Below are 13,777 nucleotides of genomic sequence, written 5' to 3' on the forward strand. Positions count from 1 at the left end.
CATGAGTGAAGTAACCAGCATTTCGCCTGTCTTCGCCCCAGTCACGTTTCGCGTCCGACCCGCGCCAGCGGCGCGGTCGCTGGTCGTCGCGCGGACCAGCGGTCCGCAAGCGCTCCTCTTCGCCCTCCCCATCCTCATCGATCAAAGGCCAATCGCTGGCCCTGCGGCGATCCGACCAGCCGGGTGCCGTCCCAGGCCAGCATGCCGTTGACCCAGGTCGAGGCGACCCGGCTGTGGAAGGTCCGGCCCTCGAACGGCGACCAGCCGCACTTGGACAGCACATCCTCGCGACGCACGGTCAGCGGGGTGTCGTCGATCAGCACCAGGTCGGCCGCGTAGCCTTCGCGCAGGAAGCCGCGTCCTTTCACATCGAACAGCTGCGCCGGCGCATGGGCGAACTTCTGCACGACCTGGGCGGTGGTCAGGTGGCCTTCGTGGACCAGTTCCAGTGCGGCGTTGAGCGCGTACTGCACCAGTGGCAATCCGCTGGGGGCCTTGGTGTACGGCTGCTGTTTTTCTTCCAGCAGGTGCGGTGCGTGGTCGGTGGCGAGCACGTCGATGATGTCGTCGGCCAGCGCGCGTACCAGAGCCTCGCGGTCGGCCGGGTCCTTGATCGCCGGATTGCACTTGATCAGGTGGCCGAGCGCGGCGTAATCGCCGCGGTCGAAACGCAGGAAGTGGATGCAGGTCTCGGCGGTGATCTGCTTGCGGCTGCCGTCGGCGCGGATCAGCGGCCCGGCCTCGAACAGCGCCAGCTCGTCGGCGGTCGAGATATGCAGTACGTGCAGCCGGGTGCCGTGCCGGCGCGCCAGCGAGATCGCCAGCTGGGTCGACTTCATGCAGGCCTCGCGCGAGCGGATGTCCGGGTGGCACTCGGCGGGAATGTCGTCGCCGTACTTCGCCTTGTAGCGAGCCATGTTGGCCTCGATCATCGGCGTGTCTTCGCAGTGGGTGATGATCGGCGTGGGCACGTCGCGGAACACTGCGTCGAGCACTTCCGGATCGTCCACCAGCATGTTGCCGGTGGAGGCGCCCATGAACACCTTGACCCCGGGCGCGCTGCGCGGATCCAGCCGCTGGATCGCCTCCAGGTTGTCGGTGCTGGTGCCCATGTAGAAGCCGTGGTTGCCCCACGCGCGGCCCGCGGCGCGGCGGTATTTGTCCTCCAGCGCGGTGGCATCGAGCGTCGGCGGGCTGGTGTTGGGCATGTCCATGAAGCTGGTCAGGCCCCCGGCGACCGCGGCGGCCGATTCGATCGCCATGTCGGCCTTGTATTCCATGCCCGGCTCACGGAAGTGGACCTGGTCGTCGATCATGCCCGGCAGCAGGCGGCGGCCGGCGGCATCGACCACGACTTCGCCGGTCCGGGCGGACAGGCCGGTGCCGATTTCCACGATCAGGCCGCCTTTCACGCGCAGGTCGCCGTCGAACTCACGACCTTCATTGACGAGGCGGGCATTGACGACAAGTGTGGCAGGCGATGACGTTGCAGACGAAGGCATGGGAGGCGTCCTTGGGATCGAAGGGAGTCAGGAGGGCGGAGGAACCGGGTCGTTTCCGCCCGGGTGCAGGGGGTGGCAGCGCAGGATGCGCCGCAGGGCGAGCCAGCTGCCCTTGATCGCGCCAAAGCGTGCGATCGCCTGCATCGCGTATTCCGAACAGGTGGGGTGAAAGCGGCAGCGTGGCCCGAGCAGGGGACTGATCCAGCGTTTGTAGCCGCGCAACAGGGCGATGAGCAGACGGTCGATCACGGGTTCTCGAATGCAGGCACGCATCACCGATGGGAGGTAGGATGATCCGGATCGACGTCCGGGCCAGCACAGGGCGGTGGAAAATCGCCCTGGACTCCCTTGGGACTTCCTGGAAGCCTTGCGGGTATTTCGTGGCGCTGTTGCCGCAGGTGCTGGGGCAGGGTATAACAGCGCGCTTTCCCGTCACAAGGGAACTGAAAAAGGACAGGTGGCTCGTGGCCGTGAAAAAAACCGCGACTAAGGTCGCCAAGACCATCCAGAAGACCTCCAAAACGGCCGCCAAGAAGGCCGTAACGAAGAAACCGGCGGTCGGAAAAGTGACTGCGGCCAAGGCTCCTGCCGCAAAGAAGCCCGCGACAGCGAAGGCGCCGGCAGCCAAGAAGGCCGTGGCCGTCAAGAAGGTTGCCGCGACCGGGAAGTCGACCGCGAAGACTGCACCGGGCAAACCGGCGGCAGCGAAGAAACCAGCAATTGCGAACAAGAAGGTAACCAAGATCATCGACAAGAAGCCGGCCGCAAAGAAGGCGGTCAAGGCAACCAAGGCTCCGGTTGCAAAGAAGGCGGCAGCCAAGAAGGCCGTCGCCAAGGAAGCCACCGTCAAAAAGGTTGTCGCCAAGAAGGTTGCAGTCAAAACGGCTGCTGCCACCAAGGCGACCGCCAAGAAAAGTGTGGCCACAACCAAGCCGGCAACTGTCGGCAAGGCCGTAAAAAAGACCAGTGCCACTGCCGCGTCCAAGGCAGCCACTCCTGTAAAATCCGCACCTGCAGTGAAGGCGTCGCCGGCCCAGGCCGCAGCACCTGCCAAGCGCCGGCTCGGCAAGGTGGCCGTGGCGGTTGCCGCCAAGCCGCAAGCTCCCGTGTCCCGAGGCAAGGTCAAAGTCGTGCCGTATAAAACAGAAAAAGGCAGCGGTCGTCCCATCGTTCCCAAAGGCTACGTGCCTGCGGCCGATGAGGAATACATGAGCCCGTTGCAACTCGAATACTTCCGCCAGCGCCTGCTGCAGTGGCGCGACGATCTGGTGGAGGAGTCCAAGCAGACCATCGAGAACCTCAAGGACGAAGTCCGTGACGTCGGCGACGAAGCCGAGCGCGCGACCCGTGAAACCGAGAACTCGCTGGAACTGCGTACCCGTGACCGTTACCGCAAGCTGATCAGCAAGATCGACAGCACCCTCAAGCGGGTCGACTCCGGCGACTACGGTTTCTGTGTCGACACCGGCGAAGAAATCGGTCTGGAGCGCATGGATGCCCGGCTCACCGCCGAGCGCACGATCGACGCGCAGGAGCGTTGGGAGCACCTGCGCAAGCAGATGGGTGATTGACCTCCAGCCCTTGACCATCGCGTGATCCGAAAACCCCGCCGCCGGCGGGGTTTTTCATGATGCCGGCGATGTCACCGCGAAGCGCTCGCCCCGGGCCCGACCCGGGGTGGCCGCCGGTCACTGCCTCTGTGCGAGCAGCGCTTCTTCGGCCTGGCCACGGATGAAGCCCAGCAAGGCGGTCAGTCCGTTGCTGCGGGTTGGCGAGAGGTGCTTGGCCAGGCCGATATCGGCGATGTAACTGGCATCGGTCGATACGATTTCCTCGGCGCTGCGGCCGGAGTAGACTCGCAGGGCCAGGTAGACCAGGCCGGAGACGATGGCCGAATCGCTGATCGCGTGGAAGTCGAGCTTGCCGGCATCGCCGTCTGCGACGATCCAGACCAGCGACTGGCAGCCGCGCAGGCGGTGCTCCTCGGTTTTCCACTCTGCCGGAAGGTCCGGCAACTTGCGGCCCAGATCGATCAGGTACTGGTAACGCTCCGACCAGTCGCCGAAGAACGCGAATTCGTCGCGGATGGCGGCCTGGGCTTCGGTGGGCGTGGCTTCAAGCGGGAATGGAGTGGAGATCACTGTGGGGCTCGTCTGAAAGGGGCTCGTGCGGTTTTCTGCCTGGGCAGCAGTGGACTCACGCCCGTTTCCAGCGCACGCCGGCCGGGGTGTCTTCCAGCAGGATGCCTTCGTCTGCCAACTGCCTGCGGATGGCGTCGGCGCGGGCGAAGTCACGCGCCTGCTTGGCGGTGTCGCGCTCGTCGACCAGCGCCTGGATACGCGCATCGTCATCGTGGCCGGCCCCACGGGCGAACCACGCCTGCGGGTCCTGCTGCAACAGGCCCAGCGCCAGGCCGGCACCGAGCAGTTCGGCCTTGAACCGGCGTTTGTCGTCAACCGATACGGCCTTGCGCGCCTGGGCGGCGATCCGTGCCAGTTCGGCCAGGGCCTGCGGTGTATTGAGGTCGTCGTCGAGGATGGCCTCGATGCTCGCCGGGATGGCCGGGGCGGCATCGACATCCGCCAGTTCGCGCAGTGTTCCGTACAGCCGGTCCAGGGTCCGCACGCTCTGCTCGATCAGCCCGTCCGACCAGTCCAGCGGGTGGCGGTAATGCGCCGACAGCAGCGCGTAGCGCAAGGCTTCCGAGGGGTGGGCCCGCACGAGGTCGTGGATTTTCTCGATGTTGCCGATCGACTTGCTCATCTTGGCGCCGTCGAAGTTCAACATGCCGTTGTGCAGCCACCAGCGGGCGAACGGCTTGCCACCATGGGCGCACTCGCTCTGTGCGATCTCGTTTTCGTGATGCGGGAACTGCAGGTCGACGCCGCCGGCGTGGATGTCGATGGTCTCGCCCAGGTGGGCGGCGGCCATCGCAGAGCACTCGATGTGCCAGCCCGGGCGACCGCGGCCCCAGGGCGACTCCCAGCCGGGCAGGGCCTGCCCCGGACCGGATCCGGGGGCGTCGGGGGATGGCTTCCACAGCACGAAATCGCCGGGATCGCGCTTGTAGGGCGCCACGTCGACGCGTGCGCCGGCCAGCATGTCTTCGGTGTTGCGCCGTGACAGCTTGCCGTAATCCTCGTAGCTGGCGACCGCAAACAGCACGTGGCCTTCCGCGACGTATGCGTGGCCGGAGGCGATCAGCTGCTCGATCATGGTGATGATCTGGCCGATGTGACCGGTGGCTTCAGGCTCGATATCCGGCGGCGCGACACCCAGCGCGGCCATGTCCTCACGGTAGGCGGCGGAGAAACGGTCGGTGATGGTCGAGATCGGCACGCCCTGTTCGCGCGCCGCCGCGTTGATCTTGTCGTCCACGTCGGTGATGTTGCGGGCGTAGGCGAGCGCGCCATAGCGGCGGCGCAACAGGTCGGCCAGTACCCCGAACACGACCGGCCCGCGGGCGTTTCCAATGTGGACGTAGTCGTAGACCGTCGGCCCGCAGACGTACATCGTGGGGCGGGCGGGATCGGTCGGCGCGAACGCTTCGAGCCGTCGGCTCAGGCTGTTGTATAGATGCAGGCTCATGGGGGGGCGGTGCAAAGGGATTGCGGCATTCTAGCCTTCGCCGCTGCAGGCCGACATTTGACGGGCGGCACGACAGCAGCGATTCAGCCGGGCATGTCTGCGGACGAATACACTTGCCGCACCCATTCATAGAGCCTCCCGACACGATGATCCGTCTTCGCTTGTTGCTGCCGACCCTGCTGTTTGCCTCGGCAATGGTCCCGGCCTGGGCGCAGGACACCACGGTGATCCAGTCGGAGAACGTCCGTTTTGCCTACGCCCAGGTGCTGCGGGTGACGCCGGTCTACCAGACGTTGACGGCCAACGCCGTGGAAGAGCAGTGCAGGCCGGCGGCATCGCCCGAGGAGTCCGAATCGCGCCTGGCGCGGGTAGTCGGGGCGGTCAAGGGCGCGCTGGGTCGTCAGTCGGAAGACGCCCCATCGCCGGTGGATTGCGAGCCGGTCACGGTACGGAAGGAGTTCCACCGGCCGATCGCCTACGACGTCGATTATGTCTACAAGGGCTCCAAGTACCGTTCGCGCCTTCCCGACGATCCCGGCAACCGCTTGCGGATCCGGATCGGTGTGACGCCGGTGGTGAGCGGCATCCGTGACAACTGAGCGCGTGGTCAGAGTGCTTGCCGGGAGGCGCGTTGCATGCGAGCATCCGCGTTCGATGATTGCCCTCCGCGCCGACGCCGACATCCTGACCTCCGCCTACATGGCGGCAGGCATGACCTCGCGCGCGCGCCGACCGTTGCCCCCCAATCCGGCCGGGTAGCTGTTCGCACGCACACGCAAAACAGGCGTGACACACGAAAAAGCCCAGCCGCCGCGCTGGGCTTTTTGCGTTTTGATCAACCCCGATATCTCACCGACATTTCACCCACGGAACCGTTGCGATGACTCCCAGGCACTTCCTCAACACCCAGGACTGGTCGCGTCCCGACCTTGACGCGCTGCTGTTGCAGGCGGCGGCGTTCAAGCGCGACAAGCTGGGCGACCAGCTCAAGGGCAGGTCGATCGCGCTGGTGTTCTTCAATCCGTCGATGCGCACGCGGACCAGTTTCGAACTGGGCGCGTTCCAGCTCGGCGCGCACGCCGTGGTGCTGCAGCCGGGCAAGGACGCGTGGCCGATCGAGTTCGACCTGGGCACGGTGATGGATGGCGACACCGAGGAGCACATCGCCGAAGTGGCGCAGGTGCTGGGGCGCTACGTCGACCTGATCGGCGTTCGCGCGTTTCCGAAATTCGTCGACTGGTCGATCGACCGACAGGACCGGGTGCTGGAGAGTTTCGCGAAGTACTCGCCGGTGCCGGTGATCAACATGGAAACCATCACCCATCCCTGCCAGGAACTGGCGCATGTGATGGCGCTGCAGGAGCACTTCGGCACCTCCGACCTGCGCGGCAGGAAGTTTGTGTTGACCTGGACCTACCACCCCAAGCCGCTGAACACCGCGGTCGCCAACTCGGCGCTGACCATCGCAACCCGGATGGGCATGGACGTGACGCTGTTGTGCCCGACGCTGGAGTACATCCTCGATGAGCGCTACATGGGTTGGGCGGCGCAGAACGTCGCCGAAAGCGGCGGTTCGCTCGCGGTCAGCCACGACATCGACAGCGCCTATGCCGGTGCGGACGTGGTGTACGCCAAGAGCTGGGGCGCGCTGCCGTATTTCGGCAACTGGGCGCCGGAAAAGCCGATCCGCGACCGGTACCGGCACTTCATCGTCGACGAGGCCAAGATGGCGCGGACCAATGACGGCGTGTTCAGCCATTGCCTGCCATTGCGGCGCAATGTCAAGGCGACCGACGCGGTGATGGATTCGCCGCGCTGCATCGCGATCAACGAGGCCGAAAACCGCCTGCACGTGCAGAAAGCGATCATGGCCGCCCTCGTCAAAAGCCAGGGCGGGTCTCGCCCCGCCGCCGTAAGCCCGTAGGGCGGGTCTTGACCCGCCAGCCCGTCGACTTCATCGCGCGGTGGGTCGAGAGCCACCCTACGTTCTGGACGGATGAAGGCATGCGGCAACCAATACAAGCCCATCACCCCAACCCTCTCCCGCTTGCGGGAGAGGGGACCAAGACTTCACCGAGACCTTTGAAATGACCAACAAAGACATCGTCCTCGCCTTCTCCGGCGGCCTCGACACCAGCTTCTGCGTGCCCTGGCTGCAGGAGCGCGGCTGGAACGTGCACACCGTCTTCGCCGATACCGGCGGCGTGGACGACGAGGAGCGCGCCTTCATCGAGCAGCGCGCGGCCGAGCTGGGCGTGGCCTCGCACGTCACCGTCGATGGCGGGCCGGCGATCTGGGACGGCTTTGTCAAACCCTTCGTCTGGGCGGGCGAGGGCTACCAGGGCCAGTACCCCCTGCTGGTGTCGGACCGCTACCTGATCGTCGACGCCGCGCTCAAGCGTTGCGACGAGCTGGGCACCCGCGTCATCGCGCACGGCTGCACCGGCATGGGCAACGACCAGGTGCGGTTCGACCTGACGGTGAAGTCGCTGGGCGACTACGGGATCGTCGCGCCGATCCGTGAAATCCAGAAGGAGCACACCGAGGTGCGCGCCTACGAGCAGAAGTACCTGGAAGACCGGGGCTTCGGCGTGCGGGCCAAACAGCAGGCCTACACGATCAACGAGAACCTGCTCGGCCTGACCATGTCCGGCGGCGAGATCGACCGCTGGCAGGCGCCGGGCGAGGGCGCGAGCGGCTGGTGCAAGCCGCGTTCGCAATGGCCTGCGCAGCCGCTGCGGGTGACGATCGGCTTCCGGAATGGCGAGGCGGTCGCGCTGGATGGCGAGGCCATCGCCGGCCACGAGCTGCTGGCGAAGCTCAATGGCCTGTTCGCCGAATACGGCGTCGGCCGCGGCATCTACACCGGCGACACCACGATCGGCCTCAAGGGCCGGATCATCTACGAAGCGCCCGGCCTGACGGCGCTGCTGACCGCCCATCGGGCGCTGGAAGAGGCGGTGCTGAGCAAGCAGCAGAACCGCTTCAAGCCGGAGGTCGCGCGCAAGTGGGTCGAGCTGGTGTACGAAGGCTTCTTCCACGATCCGCTGAAGACCGATCTGGAAGCGTTTCTGGCGTCCAGTCAAGCGACTGTCAACGGCGAAGTGGTGCTGGAAACGACGGGTGGCACGGTCACCGCGGTGGCGATCGACTCGCCGCACATCCTCAGCGCCAAGGGCGCGACCTACGCGCAGGCGGCGGACTGGGGCGTGGCCGAGGCCGAGGGCTTCATCAAGCTGTTCGGCATGAGCAGCACGCTGTGGGCCGAGGTCAACCGCCGATAGCGCGTGTGCCCGCCGGATCGGCAGCTCTAACGCGATGTGCTGCCGCGCCCCGCATGCATCTGTCTGTAGGAGCGACGCAAGTCGCGACCCGCTGAACGCCCCACAACGATGTACAGGTCGCGACTTACGTCGCTCCTACAGAAGCCCAGCCGGCATCAACCACAGGTTCACGCCATGCTCCCCGACGTACTCCGCCACCTCGAAGCGCTCGTCTCGTTCGATACCCGCAACCCGCCGCGGCTGATCGGCACCGGCGGCATCTTCGATTACCTGCGCGCGCAACTGCCGGATTTCCGGATCGAGGTCACCGACCACGGCGACGGCGCGGTGTCGATGCTGGCGATCCGCGGCAACCCGACGCGCGTGTTCAACGTGCATCTGGATACCGTGCCGTCGTCGCCGGCGTGGACCGCCGATCCGCATGTGCTGCGGGTGTCGGACGGGCGTGCGATCGGTCTGGGTGCCTGCGACATCAAGGGCGCGGCGGCCGGTCTGCTGGCGGCTGCGGCGCGGACCGCCGGCGATGCGGCGTTCCTGTTCAGCACCGACGAGGAAGCCAACGACCCGCGTTGCGTCGCGGCGTTCCTGGCCAGCGGGCATGGATTCAACGAGGTGATCGTGGCCGAGCCGACCCGGTGCGAGGCGGTGCTCGCCCATCGTGGCATCAGCTCGGTGCTGATGCAGTTCCAGGGCGACGCCGGCCATGCGTCCGGCGCCAATGCGATGCAGGCCAGCGCGTTGCATCAGGCGATGCGCTGGGGCAGCCGCGCGCTGGACTTCGTCGAAGGGCAGGCGCACCAGCGGTTCGGTGGCTTGACCGGGCTGCGTTTCAACATCGGTCGCGTCGAAGGCGGGATCAAGGCGAACATGATCGCGCCCAGCGCGGAGGTGCGGTTCGGGTTCCGACCGCTGCCGTCGATGTCGATCGACGACCTGCACCGGCAGCTCGGCGCGCTGGTCGATGCCGGCGCGGTGGAGCGCTATGAGGAGACGTTCCGCGGCCCGCCGTTGCCGTCCGGTGACATTGCCAACGCGGAGGAGCGACGGTTGCAGGCGCGCGACCTGGCCGAAGCGCTGGAACTGCCAGTCGGCAATGCCGTCGACTTCTGGACCGAGGCCTCGCTGTTCTCCGCCGCCGGCCTGACCGCGATCGTGTACGGGCCGGGCGACATCGCCCAGGCGCATACCGCCGACGAGTGGGTCGAGCTGGACCAGCTGCAGCGGTATGGCGAGTCGATCGTCCGGATTCTTGGCGGTGGCTCCGATGCCCGACTGGACTTCCTTCGCGGCGTCCCCCAAGGGACTTCCTTCGGGGCGTAGGGGCGACGCAAGTCGCGACCCGCTGACACCACGATTCCCTTCGCGTTCGCGACTCACGTCGCTCCTACAAGTGCAACCACGACGCCCCGCCCAATGACCATTCTTCCGTCCGACCACGACATCCAGACCCGCCAGACCATCGTGCGGTTGCTTTCCAGCATGGCCAGCGCGAAGGAGATCAGCCAGTACCTGAAGCGCTTCTCGCAGCTCGACGCGGCGCGCTTCGCGGTGGTCAAGGTCGGCGGTGCGGTGCTGCGCGACGACCTCGATGCGCTGACCTCGTCGCTGGCCTTCCTGCAGGATGTCGGGCTGACCCCGATCGTGCTGCACGGCGCGGGCCCGCAGCTCGACGAGGAGCTGTCGGCAGCGGGCATCGGGAAGCAGACCGTCAACGGCTTGCGGGTCACCTCGCCGGCCGCGCTGGCCGTCGTGCGGCGCGTGTTCCATGCGCAGAACCTGCGGCTGGTGGAGGCGCTGCAGCGCGGTGGCGCGCGGGCGACGTCGATTGTCTCGGGCGTTTTCGAGGCCGACTACCTCGATCGCGACGTCTACGGCCTGGTCGGCGAGGTCAGGAAGGTCGACCTGGCGCCGATCCAGGCCAGCCTGCAGGCCGGCTCGATCCCGGTGATCGCCAGCCTGGGCGAGACCGCCGGCGGGCAGATCCTCAACGTCAATGCCGACTTCGCCGCCAACGAGCTGGTGAAGATACTGCAGCCCTACAAGATCGTGTTTCTGACCGGCACCGGCGGCCTGCTGGACGACGACGGCAAGGTCATCGACTCGATCAACCTGTCGACCGAGTACCAGCACCTGATGGCGCAGCCGTGGATCAACGGCGGCATGCGGGTGAAGATCGAGCAGGTCAAGGATCTGCTCGACAAGCTGCCGCCGTCCTCGTCGGTGTCGATCACCCGGCCTGCCGAGCTGGCCAAGGAGCTGTTCACCCACAAGGGCTCCGGCACGCTGGTGCGGCGCGGCGAGCAGGTGCTGCAGGCGGACCGTTGGGAGGCCCTGGACCTGCCCCGGCTGCGGGAGCTGATCGAGTCGGCCTTCGGTCGCCGGCTTGCGCCGGATTACTTCGAGCGCACGCGGCTGCTCCGCGCCTACGTGAGCGAGAACTACCGCGCCGCCGTCGTGCTGACCGACGAGGACGGGTACGCCTACCTCGACAAGTTCGCGGTGCTGGACGAGGCGCAGGGCGAAGGGCTGGGTCGCGCGGTATGGCAGGTGATGCGCGACCAGAACCCGCGCCTGTTCTGGCGCTCGCGTCACGGCAATCCGGTCAATGCGTTCTACTACGCGGAGTCCGACGGTCATTGCAAACAGGAGAAGTGGAAGGTGTTCTGGTACGGACTGGACGGATTCGACGAGATCGCGCGTTGCGTCGCCCACTGCGCCGGGCGCGCGCCCACCCTGCTTGATCCGGAGGCATCAGCATGAATAGCGATAGCGATGGCGTGGGCGAAGCACCTATCACGGTCGGTCTGGTCGGCGCGCGGGGACATACCGGCACCGAGCTGATCAAGCTGGTCAGCGGCCATCCGCGCTTCACACTGGCGTTCGTGTCATCGCGCGAACTCGACGGCCAGCGCGTCGCCGCCCACAACGAGGCCTACACCGGGGAGCTGCGCTACAGCGCGCCCAGTCCCGAACGGCTGCCCGGCCTCGGCGTCGATGCGGTGGTGCTGGCGATGCCCAATGGCAGGGCGGCGGGGTACGTGGAGGCCTTCGATGCGGCCGGCCTCGACCCGGTCATCATCGACCTGTCGGCGGACTACCGTTTCGACGACCGCTGGTATTACGGTTTGCCGGAGCTCACCCGGCAGGAATACGCCGGCCAGCGCCGGATCAGCAATCCCGGCTGCTACGCCACCGCGATGCAGCTCGCGATCGCCCCGATGCTGGACGTGCTTGACGGGCCAGTCCAGTGCTTCGGCGTTTCCGGGTATTCCGGCGCGGGCACCACGCCATCGGATCGCAACGACCCCGACAAGCTGCGCGACAACCTGATGCCCTACGCCCTTGCCGGACATATCCACGAGCGCGAGGTAAGCCACCGGCTCGGCCATCCGGTGGAGTTCATGCCGCACGTCGCCCCGCATTTCCGCGGCATCACGATCACCGCGAACCTGCATCTGCAACGAGCTTTCACGCCGGAGGAAGTGCGGGCGCGGTATCGCGCCAGCTACGCCGATGAGCCGCTGGTGCGAGTGCTCGACGACGCCCCGTGGGTCAGCGCGATCGCCGGCGAACACCATGTCGACATCGGCGGGTTCACCCTGTCCGACGACGGTCGCCGGCTGGTGGTGGTCGCCACCGAGGACAACCTGCTCAAGGGCGCCGCGACCCAGGCGATGCAGAACCTCAACCGCGCGTTTGGCCTGGATGAACTGGCCGGGATTCCGCATCGGGGGATCGCGCGCTGACCCGGTGGTATGTACGGTCCATGTGCGTAGCGCAGGGAGTGGATCCACGACCGGCACGACTTTCTGCGCGTTCGCGACTCACGTCGCTCCTACAAAAGCAACAGTCCCACACCAATCCCCACCGTAGGAAGTCCGGTGGGACAAAAACACCAACCGGCAACAATCTCCACCGTAGGAGCGACGTAAGTCGCGACCTGTACATCGCACCACCATCCGTAATCTCGCGACTCACGTCGCATCTACGACCGAAGGAAGTCCAGTCGGACAGCCGATACCCAGCCTCTGCATCCACAGGAACCCCCACGATGACCCGACTCCTCTGGCAGAAACCCGGCGTGCAGGTGGATGAACGCATCCAGCATTTCTGCGCCGGTGACGACGTGATCCTGGATCGCGAGTTCTTCCTGTTCGACATCCAGGCCAGCCGCGCGCATGCGCAAGGGCTGCAGCTCATCGGCATCCTGGATGCCGACGAACTGGCCGGTATCGAGCGCGAATTGACCGCGCTGGCGGCCGATTTCAGCGCCGGCAGCTTCGTGCTTGACGAGACTTTCGAAGACGGCCACTCGGCTATCGAAGCGCGCTTGATCGAGCGTCTCGGCGACGCCGGTCGAAAGATCCACACCGGCCGCAGCCGCAACGACCAGGTGCTGGTGGCGACCCGCCTGTGGCTGAAGGATCGGCTCAGTCGCCTGCACGCGCTGTGCCGCGAGAGCGCCGAAGTCGCGCTGGCCCGCGCCGAGGTCGAGGCCACATTGCCGCTGCCCGGCTACACCCACCTGCAGCGCGCGGTCGTGTCCTCGGCCGGCATGTGGTGGTCGGCGTGGGCGGAGGCGTTCATCGATGACGCCGTCCGCGCGCGCGACACCCTGGCCTGGGTGGACGCGAACCCGCTCGGCAGCGCCGCCGGCTACGGCGTCAACCTGCCGCTGGCGCGCGAGCACACCACCGCCGCGCTCGGCTTCGGCCGCATGCAGGTCTCGGCGACCTACGCCCAGCTGTCGCGCGGAAAATTCGAGATGGCCGCGATCGACGCGCTGTCCAGCGCGATGCTCGACCTGCGTCGGCTGGCCTGGGACCTGAGCCTGTTCACCAGCGCCGAATTCGGCTTCGTCGCGCTGCCGGCGCAGTACACCACTGGCAGTTCGATCATGCCGAACAAGCGCAACCCCGATGTCATCGAACTGATGCGTGCCAGCTACGCCAGCGTCGCCGCCGGCCGCACCGAGGTGGAGCAGTTGCTGTCGCTGCCGTCGGGCTACCACCGCGACCTGCAGTTCACCAAAGGCGCGATCTTCCACGCCTTCGGCCGCGGACTGGGTGCGCTGGAACTGCTGCCCGACCTGCTGCGCAACCTGGAGTGGAAGCCCGACGCGATGCGCGCCGCGCTGGATTCGTCGATGTATGCGACCGATCTGGCCGTCGACCTGGCCCGCGAGGGCATGCCATTCCGCGATGCCTACCGGCAGGCGGCTGATCCGGCGCGCTGGGAGCAGGGCGATGCCGATGCCAGCCTGGCCGCGCGCGTGTCGCCGGGCGCGGCGGGGGACCTGCGGCTGGATGTGCTGCGCGAGCGATTGGGGCCAGGCTCGTAACTGGACGGGTCCAACCGCTGGTTGCCGGATCGGTCCTGCCCCTGTCCGGCCTGCCGCACTTG

12 protein-coding genes are annotated in these 13,777 nt (G+C 66.7%); 8 read left to right on the top strand and 4 right to left on the bottom strand.

The features are described 5' to 3' along the window. Positions 1-134 precede the first annotated feature (134 nt). Positions 135-1,502, bottom strand: coding sequence for a dihydroorotase (locus N792_RS04785; protein ID WP_036193097.1), 1,368 nt, complete (start codon positions 1,500-1,502; stop codon positions 135-137). A gap of 27 nt (positions 1,503-1,529) precedes the next feature. Then, the gene (gene yidD, locus N792_RS04790) at positions 1,530-1,775 is read right to left on the bottom strand and encodes a membrane protein insertion efficiency factor YidD (RefSeq protein WP_036193098.1); all 246 of its coding nucleotides are present in this window, start codon (positions 1,773-1,775) and stop codon (positions 1,530-1,532) included. A gap of 191 nt (positions 1,776-1,966) precedes the next feature. Between yidD and dksA the strand changes: the two genes are divergently transcribed. Further along, positions 1,967-3,073 (top strand): RNA polymerase-binding protein DksA, encoded by a 1,107-nt coding sequence (dksA, locus tag N792_RS04795; RefSeq protein WP_036193099.1) that lies wholly within the window; start codon positions 1,967-1,969, stop codon positions 3,071-3,073. 117 nt (positions 3,074-3,190) lie between these two features. Here the strand turns inward: dksA and N792_RS04800 are convergent, their stop codons facing one another. After that, complete coding sequence (locus tag N792_RS04800; RefSeq protein ID WP_036193100.1) at positions 3,191-3,643, bottom strand: SufE family protein; 453 nt, start codon at positions 3,641-3,643, stop codon at positions 3,191-3,193. Positions 3,644-3,698: 55 nt separating this feature from the next. Next, a complete protein-coding gene (gene cysS, locus N792_RS04805) occupies positions 3,699-5,090 on the bottom strand; it encodes a cysteine--tRNA ligase (RefSeq protein ID WP_036193101.1) in 1,392 nt (463 codons plus the stop codon). 161 nt (positions 5,091-5,251) lie between these two features. Between cysS and N792_RS04810 the strand changes: the two genes are divergently transcribed. From N792_RS04810 to argH, 7 genes are all read left to right on the top strand, one after another. Beyond that, positions 5,252-5,689: a hypothetical protein gene (locus N792_RS04810; protein WP_036193504.1), complete on the top strand. Its 438-nt coding sequence runs from the start codon at positions 5,252-5,254 to the stop codon at positions 5,687-5,689. Between the two features lie 281 nt (positions 5,690-5,970). Next, the gene (locus N792_RS04815; protein WP_036193102.1) at positions 5,971-7,014 is read left to right on the top strand and encodes an N-acetylornithine carbamoyltransferase; all 1,044 of its coding nucleotides are present in this window, start codon (positions 5,971-5,973) and stop codon (positions 7,012-7,014) included. A 163-nt stretch (positions 7,015-7,177) separates the two neighbouring features. Further along, complete coding sequence (locus N792_RS04820) at positions 7,178-8,374, top strand: argininosuccinate synthase (protein ID WP_036193103.1); 1,197 nt, start codon at positions 7,178-7,180, stop codon at positions 8,372-8,374. A gap of 174 nt (positions 8,375-8,548) precedes the next feature. Further along, positions 8,549-9,694, top strand: coding sequence for an acetylornithine deacetylase (locus N792_RS04825; protein ID WP_052103489.1), 1,146 nt, complete (start codon positions 8,549-8,551; stop codon positions 9,692-9,694). A 93-nt stretch (positions 9,695-9,787) separates the two neighbouring features. Beyond that, on the top strand, positions 9,788-11,134 hold the full coding sequence (locus N792_RS04830; RefSeq protein ID WP_036193104.1) for an acetylglutamate kinase: 1,347 nt from the start codon (positions 9,788-9,790) through the stop codon (positions 11,132-11,134). Beyond that, positions 11,131-12,120, top strand: coding sequence for an N-acetyl-gamma-glutamyl-phosphate reductase (argC, locus tag N792_RS04835; RefSeq protein WP_036193105.1), 990 nt, complete (start codon positions 11,131-11,133; stop codon positions 12,118-12,120). Before N792_RS04830 ends, argC begins: the two co-directional genes overlap by 4 nt. A gap of 305 nt (positions 12,121-12,425) precedes the next feature. Further along, the gene (gene argH, locus N792_RS04840) at positions 12,426-13,715 is read left to right on the top strand and encodes an argininosuccinate lyase (RefSeq protein ID WP_036193106.1); all 1,290 of its coding nucleotides are present in this window, start codon (positions 12,426-12,428) and stop codon (positions 13,713-13,715) included. Positions 13,716-13,777 lie beyond the last annotated feature (62 nt).

The sequence above is a fragment of the Lysobacter concretionis Ko07 = DSM 16239 genome, from assembly GCF_000768345.1.
Classification (GTDB): Bacteria; Pseudomonadota; Gammaproteobacteria; order Xanthomonadales; family Xanthomonadaceae; genus Novilysobacter; species Novilysobacter concretionis.

What these genes read in the sequence shown, in the direction of transcription:
- N792_RS04815 (WP_036193102.1), top strand. Translation starts at nt 5,971, where the DNA reads ATGACTCCCAGGCACTTCCTCAACACCCAGGACTGGTCGCGTCCCGAC.
- argC (WP_036193105.1), top strand. Translation starts at nt 11,131, where the DNA reads ATGAATAGCGATAGCGATGGCGTGGGCGAAGCACCTATCACGGTCGGT.
- N792_RS04830 (WP_036193104.1), top strand. Translation starts at nt 9,788, where the DNA reads ATGACCATTCTTCCGTCCGACCACGACATCCAGACCCGCCAGACCATC.
- argH (WP_036193106.1), top strand. Translation starts at nt 12,426, where the DNA reads ATGACCCGACTCCTCTGGCAGAAACCCGGCGTGCAGGTGGATGAACGC.
- yidD (WP_036193098.1), bottom strand. Translation starts at nt 1,775, where the DNA reads ATGCGTGCCTGCATTCGAGAACCCGTGATCGACCGTCTGCTCATCGCC.
- N792_RS04825 (WP_052103489.1), top strand. Translation starts at nt 8,549, where the DNA reads ATGCTCCCCGACGTACTCCGCCACCTCGAAGCGCTCGTCTCGTTCGAT.
- cysS (WP_036193101.1), bottom strand. Translation starts at nt 5,090, where the DNA reads ATGAGCCTGCATCTATACAACAGCCTGAGCCGACGGCTCGAAGCGTTC.
- N792_RS04820 (WP_036193103.1), top strand. Translation starts at nt 7,178, where the DNA reads ATGACCAACAAAGACATCGTCCTCGCCTTCTCCGGCGGCCTCGACACC.
- N792_RS04785 (WP_036193097.1), bottom strand. Translation starts at nt 1,502, where the DNA reads ATGCCTTCGTCTGCAACGTCATCGCCTGCCACACTTGTCGTCAATGCC.